Raw genomic sequence first — 11,975 nt, forward strand, 5'->3', positions numbered from 1 at the left:
AGCCCCTCCCCCCGTTCGTGTCGAGCGTAGTCGAGACACGGGTGCGCAGGTGTCTCGACTACGCTCGACACGAACGGAGCATGGCATGATCGGAGTCTCCGCACCCTGCATGTGGATGCGCGGCGGAACATCCAAGGGTGGCTATTTCCTGAAGGATGACCTCCCCGCAGATACCGCCACCCGCGATGCCTTCCTGCTTGCAATGATGGGCAGCCCCGATCCCGTGCAGATTGACGGCATGGGCGGCGCGGATCCACTGACCAGCAAAGTCGCTGTCGTCTCCAAGTCCAGCCGCGAAGGCATCGACGTGGACTACCTGTTCCTGCAGGTCTTTGTAGACCAGTCCATCGTCACCGATGCGCAGAACTGCGGCAATATTCTTGCCGGCGTAGGCCCTTTCGCCATCGAGCGCGGGCTGGTTACCGCAACCGGCGATGAAACCCGCGTTGCGATCTACATGGAGAATACAGGCCAAGTCGCCGTTGCCACGATCAACACGCCGGGCGGTGAGGTCACTTACAAAGGTGAAGCGAAGATCGACGGCGTTCCCGGCAGCCACGCTCCCGTCCCGCTGGAGTTCCGCGACACGGCAGGCTCGTCTTGCGGCGCGCTGCTGCCTACCGGCAACGCGGTTGATGTGGTGAACGGGGTGGCAGTCACCTTGATCGACAACGGCATGCCTTGCGTGGTGATGAAAGCTGAGGATTTGGGCATCACCGGCTATGAGGACCGCGACTGGCTGGACAATGCCACTGATCTGAAGGCGCAGATTGAAGCCATCCGCCTGATTGTTGGTCCCATGATGAATCTCGGCGACGTGAAGGAAAAGTCCGTCCCCAAGATGATGCTCGTCGCGCCCCCGAAGAACGGCGGCGCAGTGACGGTACGCAGCTTTATCCCCCACCGCGCCCATGCCACCATCGGTGTGCTTGGCGCGGTCAGCGTAGCAACGGCGTGCCTGATCTCCGGTTCGCCTGCCGCTGAGGTGGCGGAAATCCCCGACGGCCCGCGCAAACTGCTATCGGTCGAACACCCCACCGGCGAAATGAGCTGCGTGCTGGAAGTGGACGATGCGGGCGACGTCCGCACCGCTGCCTTGCTGCGCACTGCGCGCAAGCTGATGGATGGGGTGGTGTTCGGCTGACGCAGCTTAACATCCTTCGACAAGCTCAGGATGAGCGGGCTTGGGGGAATGGACTTTGAATTTGACCCGCTCGTGCTGAGCCTGTCGAAGCACGCTAGCGCATAGGGATAAGCAAGATGAACACCCAAGACCGCATCATCAGCTGGCACGCCAATCCCAGCAAGCCGCGCTACACCCCGCCCGCAGGCGCAGTGGACGCGCATTGCCATGTGTTTGGCCCGATGGCGCAGTTCCCGTTCAGCGCCAAGGCGAAGTACCTGCCGCAAGACGCTGGGCCGGACATGCTGTTCGCGCTGCGCGATCACCTTGGCTTTGACAAGAACGTGATCGTGCAAGCCAGCTGCCACGGCACCGACAACGCTGCCACCTTGGACGCTATCGCCAAGTCAAACGGCCCAGATGGAATTCCTAGGGCCCGCGGTGTCGCCGTCGTCGATCCCGCGATCTCCGAGGCAGACCTCCACGCCATGCACGAAGGCGGCATCCGCGGCATCCGCTTCAACTTCCTCAAGCGCCTCGTCGATGATGCGCCGAAGGACAAGTTCCTCGAAGTCGCGCAGCGCCTGCCCAAGGGCTGGCACGTGGTGATCTATTTCGAGGCCGACATTCTTGAGGAACTGCGCCCGTTCATGGACGCAATTCCGGTGCCACTGGTCATCGATCACATGGGCCGCCCGGACGTGCGCCAAGGCCCTGATGGCGCAGACATGAACGCCTTCCGCGCCTTCCTGAACAGCCGCGAGGACATCTGGTTCAAGGCCACTTGCCCTGACCGGCTCGACGCGATCAAGGAAGGCGGCGCAGGCGATCCGTGGAATGCTTTTGCCGATGCGGTTGCGCCGCTGGTGGCCGATTATCAGGACCGTGTGCTGTGGGGCACGGATTGGCCGCACCCCAACATGGACACCGAAATTCCTGACGACGGCCACCTTGTCGACATGATCCCCCGCATTGCGCCGACCGAAGAGCTTCAGCGCAAGCTGCTGATCGACAATCCGATGCGGTTGTACTGGGCCGACTGAGCCACCGTCAAAGTGCGTCCCCGCGCAGGCGGGGACCTCGTGCCGTTCACGGAAGTTTGGTTGCGCACACCGAGTGTTACGCAAGGGTAGTTTCAACCTCCTGAGGCCCCCGCCTTCGCGGGGGCGCACGCTTCATCAGGTTTGCCTTTGCGGGTTAGCTTACAACAAAGCTGAGCGCCCCGTCACCCTCGTCGATCCGCACGGTCGATCCATCGGGCACTTCGCCACCCAACAGCTTCTCGGCCAGCGGGTCCTGCAAATAGCGCTGCACCGCCCGTTTCAGTGGACGCGCACCATAGACCGGGTCATAACCCACACGCCCCAGCCAGCGTTTGGCCGCATCGGTCAGGTCCAGCACGATTTTTCGGTCTTTCAGCAGCTTGGCCACCCGCGCCACCTGAATCTCCACGATTGGTGCCATATGTTCATGGCCCAGACGGTGGAACAGGATGATCTCGTCCAGCCGGTTCAGGAACTCTGGCCGGAAGTGCCCGCGCACCACGTCCATCACTTGCGGCTCCACCGCGCTCACATCCTGTCCTTCTTCCAGATTGGCGAGGTATTGGCTGCCAAGATTGCTGGTCAGGATGATCAGCGTGTTGGTGAAGTCCACCACGCGGCCCTGACCGTCGGTCAAGCGGCCATCGTCGAGCACTTGCAGCAGCACGTTGAACACATCTGAGTGCGCCTTCTCCACCTCGTCGAACAGCACGACCTGATAGGGCCGCCTGCGCACCGCTTCGGTCAGCACGCCGCCTTCATCATAGCCGACATAGCCCGGAGGCGCGCCGATCAGCCGGCTGACCGAGTGCTTTTCCATGAATTCGGACATGTCGATCCGCACCATCGCAGTATCATCATCGAACAGGAAACCTGCCAGCGCCTTGGTCAGCTCGGTCTTTCCCACGCCCGTGGGGCCGAGGAACAGGAAGCTGCCCAAAGGCCGGTTCGGGTCCTGCAATCCCGCGCGCGCGCGGCGCACGGCCTTGGACACGGCAACCACCGCGTCGCGCTGCCCGATCACGCGCTTGCCGATGACTTCTTCCATCTTGAGCAGCTTCTCGCGCTCGCCCTGCAGCATCCGTTCCATTGGCACGCCGGTCCACTTGCTGACCACGGCAGCGATGTCATCAGCGGTCACTTCCTCGCGCAGCATCGCGTTTTCGGCAATGCCCTCGGCTTCAGCCAGCTGCCGTTCCAGTTCGGGGATGCGGCCATAGGCAAGCTCTCCAGCCTTCGCCAGATCACCATTGCGCTGCGCCACGTCCAGCTCGCTGCGCGCGGCATCGAGCGCTTCCTTGATCTTGCCCTCGGCGGCAATCTTGTCCCGCTCGTTCTGCCAGCGCGTGGTCAGTTCCGCCGATTGCTGCTCGTGGTTCGCCAGCTCCTCGCGCAGCGTCGCCAGCCGGTCCTTGCTCGCCTGATCGGTCTCCTTCGAAAGCGCCATCTCCTCGATCTTCATCTGGATGATGCGCCGGTCGAGCTTTTCGATCTCCTCGGGCTTGCTTTCCACTTCCATGCGGATGCGGCTGGCGGCCTCGTCCATCAGGTCGATGGCCTTGTCTGGCAGGAAACGGTCAGCGATATAGCGGTTGGACAGCGTCGCCGCAGCCACGATGGCATTGTCGGCAATGCGCACGCCGTGGTGCAGCTCGTACTTGTCCTTGATGCCGCGCAGGATGCTGATCGTGTCCTCCACGGTCGGCTCGCCCACAAACACCGGCTGGAACCGCCGCTGCAGCGCAGGGTCCTTCTCCACATACTTCTGGTATTCATCCAGCGTGGTCGCGCCGATGCAGTGCAACTCGCCGCGTGCCAGCGCAGGTTTCAGCAGGTTGGAAGCATCCATCGCGCCCTCGCCCTTGCCCGCGCCGATCAGGGTGTGCATCTCGTCGATGAACAGGATAATCTCGCCCTGGGCACCTTTCACCTCGTCGAGCACGGCCTTCAACCGCTCCTCAAACTCGCCGCGATACTTCGCGCCTGCAATCAGGCTGCCCATATCAAGAGACATTAGGCGGCGGTCCTTCAAGGAATCGGGCACGTCGCCATTGGCAATGCGCAGCGCTAGGCCCTCGGCTATCGCGGTCTTGCCTACGCCGGGTTCACCGATCAGCGCCGGGTTGTTCTTGGTGCGGCGGGCGAGGATCTGCACGGTGCGGCGAATCTCCTCGTCGCGTCCGATCACTGGATCCAGCTTGCCCTCACGCGCCGCCTGCGTCAGATCGCGGGCATAACGCTTCATCGCGTCATAGGCGTTCTCGGCGCTCGCACTGTCGGCATTGCGCCCGCCACGCAGCGCTGCAATCGCTGCTTCCAGCGCCTGCGCGGTGACATTTGCTGCCTTCAGCGCCTGCCCTGCAGACGTTGCGGAAGCCAGCGTCAGCGCCACCAGCATGCGCTCTACGGTCACGAAACTGTCGCCAGACTTGGCCGCGATCTGCTCCGCCGAATCCAGCACGCGCACCGCATCGTTATCCAGCCCCGGCGTCTGTTGCGCGCCCGAACCGGATACGGCGGCGATCTTCGCCAGCGCCTTGTCCACTTCGGCCTGCGCCAAAGCGGCATTGCCACCCGCGCGCTGGATCAGCCCGCTGGCCATGCCCTCGCTGTCTTCCAGCAAGGCCTTGAGGATGTGGTCGGGCGTGATCCGCTGATGGTTCATGCGGATCGCAACGGTCTGCGCGGCTTGTAAAAAGCCCTTGGCGCGGTCGGTGAATTTTTCGAGGTTCATGGCGTTGAACGTCCTCCTGTTGCGCAGAACATGGTGTGGCTTTTGCGCAACACAAGTGCCGCGCCGATGAAAAAGCTACACCGCTCGACCAGCGCGTCCCCGCGAATGCGGGGACCTCGGTGTTGTTACGGATCGGTTCAGTAAAACGCCTGAGGCCCCCGCCTGCGCAGGGGAGCAGGAAATATATTTGGCGCAGAGTGCGCACAGGACGCAGACAAAAGGAAAAAGGGAGTGCGAGCCTGCGGCAGAGCCGCCTCAATACTTCTTACTCTTCTCCGCGCCTCTGCGCCTCTGCGTGAAACAGAAAAATCTTACTTCACAGGATCAACCGCCTTCGCCGCTCCCGGCGCGAATTCCTTGCCGAAGAAGCTCCCCGCATACCACTTAGGCCGCTCAGCCCCATTGGCCAGCCCCATCACCGTGTAGTAGTTCACTTTGGCAAAGAGCGCCCCTGCCTCCCAGTTGAAGGGCAGTTTCAGGTCATCGCTCGGCTGATGATAGTGCGTCTTCAGAAAGTCGCGGAAGGCCTTTTCGCCCGGTCCTTCGAAACCGGTCATCATGAACACAGCAGGCACGCCCTGCTGCACGAAACGGTAGTGGTCCGACCGGGTAAACAGCCCTTCCTCCGGCATCGGATCGGGCGAAAGCTTAATCCCGGCCTTGCGCGCCGCCTCGGCCACGACCGGTCCCATCGTCGAGTTTTCTGCGCCAAACGCCACCACATCGCTGAACGGGTAAGTCAGCACCGGCATGTCAAAGTTGACCAGCCCGACAATATCGCCTTTCACCAGCGGATTGCGCGCCAGATAATCAGACCCGATCAGCCCGCCTTCCTCGCCGGTCAACGCGGCAAACATCACCGGGCGGCGCGGGCGGTCCTGCACCACCGCGCGCGCCACTTCCAGCATCGTCGCCACGCCCGAGGCGTTGTCCATCGCGCCGTTGAACAGCTTGTCGGCAGCCTTCCCATGATCGCCGATATGATCGAGATGCACGGTCATCCCCACGAACTCGCCCACCACTTGCGGATCGGTCCCCGGCAGCATGGCCACCACGTTCGCGCTCGTCACATCCTTCCACATGTTGGCAAACGTCAGGCTGGCCTTGGCTTTCAGGTCAAAGCCCTTGGGCCGTCCGCCGTTACGGTTCGCCTCGGCCAGGACTTTTGCCAGCGGCTTGCCCGCAGCGGCAAACAGCGGCGTGGCCGCATCGGGATTAAGCGTGGCCGATCCCTTGATCGCGCCGGTGCGGCTGAACGCTTTGCCATCAGCGCCGACCCAGCCCTTGGCCGGGCCATCGGAAATTTCCACGCGCCGCGCCCATGGACGGCGGGCACTGTCCTCAATCGTTGGAACCGAGATGACCGCGATCGCCCCGCGCTTCATCGCCATGACCGCCTTTTCCGAATTGAGATGCGCGCCAAGCTCGCTCGGCGTGCCTTTGGGAAAGCCAGTGAGCACGACCACGATCTTGCCCTTCACATTCAGGCCCTTGTAATCGTCAAATCCCAGATCAGGCCGGTCAAAGCCGAACCCTGCAAAGACCAGCGGCGCTTCCACCGCCACGGCCTGATCGGTCAAGCTGGGCCGTACCAGAACGTGCGCAGTATCGGACAGCACCGTGTCCTTGCCGCCATAAGTCAGCGTCAGCTTCGGCGTGCCCTCCAGTCGCGCTTCACGCACGGTCAGCTTCTGGAAGAACGAACCGTCAGGCGCGGCGGGCTTCAGACCCATCGCAATGAACTGCGATGCCACATAGTTTGCGGCAATATCATACCCACGCGTGCCGGTATCGCGGCCTTCCAGCAGATCATCGGCCAGAAACGTCACATGGGCACGCACCGCTTCGGGGTTGAAAACCGGCTCCCCGCCTAAGGCAGGTGCGGCGGCTGTGGCAAGAAAGCTGGCGAGGAGCAGGGATTTGGCGTTCATCGGTTTGTCTCTGTCACTTGTCGAAAGGGTCTGCGCGCAACCTGCCCGATGGGCACGTGGCACTTGCGCGCACGATCATGGGCACTAGATAGTTTCCAATCAAACCAATTCTGGAACCTGTGCATTCTGGCTGCATTCAGGCCATGCACGCTTTGAATCATCGCACTCCGGCAGCCTTGCTGCTACAACGAAAATCTCGGGAAACCCATGCAGCGTAAACTCACCACCAGCATCTTCGCCCTGACTATAGCCACCGCGCTGGCAGCACCCGCGACCGCGCAGGAAGCAAAGCCCGCTCCGCTTGCCGATCTCGTCGCCAAAGTGCAGATCCCATACGAAAGCTTCACGCTGGACAACGGGCTGACTGTGCTGGTCCACACCGATCGCAAGGCTCCGGTCGTGGCGGTATCCATGTGGTATGGCGTGGGGTCGAAGAATGAGCCCAAGGGCAAGACCGGCTTTGCTCACCTGTTCGAACACCTGATGTTCAACGGCACTGAGAACGTGCCGGGCGATTTCTTCGTGCCGCTGCAGCAGGTCGGCGCGACCGATGTGAACGGCACTACATGGTTTGATCGCACTAACTATTTCCAGACCGTGCCCACAGCCGCACTCGATATGGTGCTGATGATGGAATCAGACCGCATGGGGCACCTGCTCGGCGCGGTGACGCAGAAGGTGCTCGATAACCAGCGCGAAGTGGTGAAGAACGAGAAGCGGCAGGGAGACAACAATCCCTATGGCCTGGTCGAATACGAACAACTCGAAAATCTCTACCCCTCGGGCCACCCCTACCACCACTCCACCATCGGTTCGATGGCCGATCTCGATTCGGCCAGCCTTGATGATGTGAAGGGCTGGTTCACCGATCATTATGGCCCCAACAACGCCATCATCGTGTTGGCGGGCGATATTGATGTGGCAACCGCAAAGGCCAAGGCTGCCAAGTGGTTTGGTGACATCAAGCCGGGGCCAAAGGTAAAGCCCGTCAGCGCACCAGTGCCGACGCTGCCTGCCCCTGTTGCCAAGATAATCAAGGATCAGGTCGCTACCACGCGCATCTATCGCATGTGGGCGATTCCGGGCCTTGATAATGCCGATTATCTGCCGTTGGAACTGGCAGGTTCGGTGCTCGGCGGCCTTGCCTCATCGCGCCTCGATGATGCGCTGGTGCGCCAGCAGAAAATCGCCGTTTCCGTTTCGGCTGAAGCCGAAGTGTTCGCGCAGGCTGCACAATTCGTGGTCAAGGCCGATGTAACGCCGGGGCAGAACCCGGCAAAGGTCGCTGCCGCGCTCGACGCTGAAATCGCTCGGTTCATCAAGGACGGACCAAGTGCTGATGAACTGCTGCGCGCTGCCACCACCGCCACCGCCAACGAAATTCGCGGCCTTGAGCGGACCGGTGGTTTCAGTGGCAAGGGGCCGCGACTGGCCGAAGGCCTGCTCTACAACGGCGATCCCCAGCACTATCGCACAGAACTGACCCGCGTTGCTGCGATAAAGCCCGCCGATGTGCAAGCCGCTGCTGCCAAGTGGCTTACTCGCCCCGCATTTTCGCTGACTGTGGAGCCGGGTGAACGCACCGAAGGCGGCGAGGCACGCGGCGGCTTCTATACCAACGAGGCCACCGGCATGCGTCCGGCCTTTTTCGCCGATCCTGCCATGCCGATCAAAGGCGCGCCTGTATCCAGCGTTGCTGCAGCAGACCGGTCAAAACTACCTGCTGTGGGGGAACTGGCCCCGCTCGATTTCCCCACGATCCAACGTGCCACGCTGAAGAACGGCATCCCGGTTTATTTCGCAAAGCGCAGCGAAGTACCGACCATTGCGGTGCGCATCAGCTTTGACGCAGGCTATGCGGCTGATCCGAAGTCGGCACTGGGCACGCAATCGCTGTTGCTCAGTCTGATGAATGAAGGCACCGAAACGCTCGGCAGTTCGGCCCTCGCCTCGGCGCGCGAACGCTTGGGCGCGGTCATCTCGCTATCGGCCACGAGCGATTTGACCTCGTTCCAGCTCAACGCGCTGTCACCCAACCTCGCACCCTCACTGGGCCTGTTGGCGGATATGGTGCGCCGCCCCGCGCTTGATCCGGCAGAGCTCGAACGCGTGCGCACGCAGCAACTGGCCGCCATTTCAGCCGAAATGAAGAACCCGCAAGCGCTGGCTGCGCGGGTGCTGGCGCCAGCCCTCTATGGCAATCATCCCTATGCCTTCCCGTCCAGCGGCTTGGGTGATCCCACAGCGGTAAAGGCCGTCACCCGCGATGATCTGAAGGCTTTCCACGCCCGCTGGTTCCGCCCGGATACGGCCCGGATCTTTGTCGTGGGGGATACCACGCTCGATGCGGTCGTGAAGATGCTCGACACTTCGTTCGGCAATTGGCCTTCAAACCGCATGGCAAGACCGGTGAAAGACTTTTCGGCCGCGATCCCCGCCCAGAAAAGCCGCGTGATCCTCGTCAACCGCCCCGGCTCGCCGCAATCGCATATCATGGCGGGCAAAGTCATCGACGCCAAGGGCACTGACGACAACCTAGCGCTTGGCACCGCCAACGACATTCTGGGCGGCAACTTCCTGGGCCGCATCAACATGAACCTGCGCGAGGCGAAGGGCTGGACCTATGGGGCCTACAACGGCGTCACCGAACCGTTCGACCGCATCCGTTTTCAGGTTGTCGCTCCGGTTCAGACCGACAAGACCGGCGATGCCATGGTCGAAATCAAGCGCGAGATTGACGAATTTGCCTCGGCCAAAGGCGTGACCGCAGAAGAACTCGATTGGTCAACCAAAGGCAGCGCCCGCGAACTGCCCGGCGCATTCGAAACGAGCGCCGCCGTGCTCGAAGGCATGGCCAAGATCGTCAATTACCAGCGCCCCGATGACTTCTACGAAACTCTCTCGGCCCGGTATGGCAAGATGACAGTGGCTGATGCTGACAAGGCTTTCCGGTCAAAGATCAACACCGACGGCATGGTCTGGGTCGTGATCGGCGACGCCGCCAAGGTAAAGCCGCAACTCGCAAAACTGGGCCTGCCCGTGGAAGAACTGGCTGCGCCCGAGTGACCAATACCCCCCTCCGCTCATCCTGAGCTTGTCGAAGGACAGAGGAGGGGGCTATTCTTTCCTTCGTCATTCCCGCGCAGGCGGGAATCCAGCGCGCAACCGGTGAAACTGGATTCCCGCCTGCGCCGGAATGACGACGGTTCATCGCCGCCCGTCTTGCTATTGACACTTTTGTAGATAAACTGTCCCCAGAACACCAAACTGGGAGAGCATCCGATGTCCGTTGCAGGCAGCTACAATTGCGTGACCCACACCCCGATGGGCGATCAGACCAGCACCTTCACCGTCAATGTCGATGGTGACAGCTTCACCGGCGTCAACAGCGGCCAGATGGGCACGATGGAGGTCGAGAATGGTAAGGTCGATGGCAACACTCTGACCTGGCAGATGAAAATGACCGTGCCCATGTCCATGACGCTCGATTGCACCGCCACTATCGATGGCGATACGCTGGCCGGGAAAGTCACTGCCGGCATGTTCGGCACCTTCCCGATGGAAGGCACGCGGGGCTGATTTCCAATTGAAGAAGTCAATGGGGGAGCGGGCCGAGTGTCTGCTCCCCCTTTTTCGTTTCAAGGTGTTGCAGGCCCCGCCGCAACAGTCAGATCCACAACCTTGTCCCGCTCATACCGCATCACACCATCGATTGGCATGACACGGTCCACTTCAAGCCCGAACCAGTTGGGCATGCGGTCCACCGGCGTAAAACGCGCGGGCACGACCATGTCTGCCGGAATGCGCGGATCGTTGAAGGCTGCGGGCGCAAAGGCCATCGTGGTCATACCCTCGGGCAGATCGAGCGAAGTCTTCGCCCGCTGCTCCTTCGGCCCGCGCAGGCTATCGGCCCATGGCATGCGGAATTGGCCCAACGAGGTCACCTTCCCGGCCTCAGCCTTGAACGCCACCGTGCCAAGGCAAGCGCAAATCCCGCCAACACCGGCTGCCATGGCATTGCCGTAGAACACATATTCCCCCGGCTCTACCTCATGTAGATACGTTGATTTGCCGCCCTCGCCTTTCGCAAAGCGGTTCTGTGGACCAAGGTATACCGCATGAACCTGTTCATAGCGCGGCCACGAGAAGTTGGCCTCGGTCGGCTCTTGCGGCTCGGTCGGACGCTTGATCGATGATGGCGCCTTGGCCAGCGTCGCCATTTCCTTTTCCCAGGCAGCGTGCTTCTTCGCCCACTTTTCGCGCTCTTTGGCCAATTCTTCAGCGCGCTTGGCGGCATGTTTTACCGCCTCGTCCGCATTGGGCCGCTTCATGAATTGCGGCACCACCACGTAGTCCGCCTGCACCGCGATGTAAGCCTTGGCCGGGTTCAGCACGACCTGTGGCTTGTCCGCCACGGACTTGTGCTCCCACTTTTCCTTGTCATCAGCCGCATGAGCAGCCAGCGGAAGAAACGCGATTGCGCCGATCAGCGCGAGTGTCTTGACCATCTTCACAGGCCCAGCCCCTTTCCTGCAGGAACCGGACCCGAGGCGACCTTGGCCTGCAGCGCCAGCAATCGCTGCCGTTCAGCTTCCTTCACGCCATCCAACCCTTCTTCAAAGTTGAACGGCTCCCACTTTTCCTTGGCCAGGCCATAGCGCTCATAGCCCTTGTAGTGCATGCAGCGGCGCATGTTCACACGGCGCAACCGGCGCTTTTCCGATGATCCAAAAATCGCTCCCATCAGCGCATTCGCAATCAGCCCACCCGCGGCCCCTGCCATCGTGTAGGCATATGGATAGGGCGCTTCCTGATACCGGTAGCCCGAATCAAGCCCCCGTGCGAGGTTGTCGCATTCCCGGATATCGGTCAGCGCCTCGGCAAAACTCGTCTCGGCGCGGTTGAAGATATAGTATTTGTCGAAGTCTTCTTCGATCAACGGCGTCGGCGTGAAGGCCAAATCGGGCATCGGCACAGATGCCGGATCGGGAATGGCGGTCATCACATCGTCCGCAGCAGCTTTTGCGGCGTCCTGCGCGCGCGCAGTCCCGCTTGCCGTCAAAGCGGCACAGGCCAGAATGGCCAGCGTCTTTTTCATCGTATCGCCCCCTCGTCACGCTGCACAGTGCATGCGTGCCGGGGGC

At 61.6% G+C, this 11,975-nt stretch carries 8 protein-coding genes; 4 read left to right on the forward strand and 4 right to left on the reverse strand.

The annotated features are described in order from the left end of the window. The first annotated feature begins 85 nt into the window (after positions 1 to 85). Both AC2A1F_RS16525 and AC2A1F_RS16530 read left to right on the forward strand, forming a co-directional pair. On the forward strand, positions 86 to 1,144 hold the full coding sequence (locus tag AC2A1F_RS16525; protein WP_484209873.1) for a 4-oxalomesaconate tautomerase: 1,059 nt from the start codon (positions 86 to 88) through the stop codon (positions 1,142 to 1,144). Between the two features lie 116 nt (positions 1,145 to 1,260). Then, positions 1,261 to 2,166 (forward strand): amidohydrolase family protein, encoded by a 906-nt coding sequence (locus AC2A1F_RS16530; protein ID WP_484209874.1) that lies wholly within the window; start codon positions 1,261 to 1,263, stop codon positions 2,164 to 2,166. Positions 2,167 to 2,320: 154 nt separating this feature from the next. Here AC2A1F_RS16530 and clpB read toward each other — a convergent pair whose 3' ends face one another. Next, positions 2,321 to 4,900: an ATP-dependent chaperone ClpB gene (gene clpB / locus AC2A1F_RS16535; RefSeq protein ID WP_484209875.1), complete on the reverse strand. Its 2,580-nt coding sequence runs from the start codon at positions 4,898 to 4,900 to the stop codon at positions 2,321 to 2,323. A 311-nt stretch (positions 4,901 to 5,211) separates the two neighbouring features. Further along, a complete protein-coding gene (locus AC2A1F_RS16540; RefSeq protein ID WP_484209876.1) occupies positions 5,212 to 6,831 on the reverse strand; it encodes a M28 family metallopeptidase in 1,620 nt (539 codons plus the stop codon). A 207-nt stretch (positions 6,832 to 7,038) separates the two neighbouring features. On the opposite strand from AC2A1F_RS16540, the gene AC2A1F_RS16545 reads away from it, so the two are divergent. Both AC2A1F_RS16545 and AC2A1F_RS16550 read left to right on the forward strand, forming a co-directional pair. Beyond that, on the forward strand, positions 7,039 to 9,897 hold the full coding sequence (locus tag AC2A1F_RS16545) for a M16 family metallopeptidase (protein WP_484209877.1): 2,859 nt from the start codon (positions 7,039 to 7,041) through the stop codon (positions 9,895 to 9,897). A 216-nt stretch (positions 9,898 to 10,113) separates the two neighbouring features. After that, positions 10,114 to 10,410, forward strand: coding sequence for a hypothetical protein (locus AC2A1F_RS16550; protein WP_484209878.1), 297 nt, complete (start codon positions 10,114 to 10,116; stop codon positions 10,408 to 10,410). A gap of 59 nt (positions 10,411 to 10,469) precedes the next feature. On the opposite strand, the gene AC2A1F_RS16555 is transcribed toward AC2A1F_RS16550, so the two are convergent. After that, positions 10,470 to 11,345: a hypothetical protein gene (locus AC2A1F_RS16555; RefSeq protein WP_484209879.1), complete on the reverse strand. Its 876-nt coding sequence runs from the start codon at positions 11,343 to 11,345 to the stop codon at positions 10,470 to 10,472. Next, positions 11,342 to 11,929 carry a hypothetical protein gene (locus AC2A1F_RS16560; RefSeq protein ID WP_484209880.1) on the reverse strand — a complete coding sequence of 196 codons (588 nt, stop codon included), beginning with the start codon at positions 11,927 to 11,929 and terminating at the stop codon, positions 11,342 to 11,344. The genes AC2A1F_RS16555 and AC2A1F_RS16560 overlap by 4 nt, the downstream gene beginning before the upstream one ends. Between the last annotated feature and the right edge of the window lie 46 nt (positions 11,930 to 11,975).

It is taken from the genome of Novosphingobium sp. HNCC26BN242, from assembly GCF_057180525.1.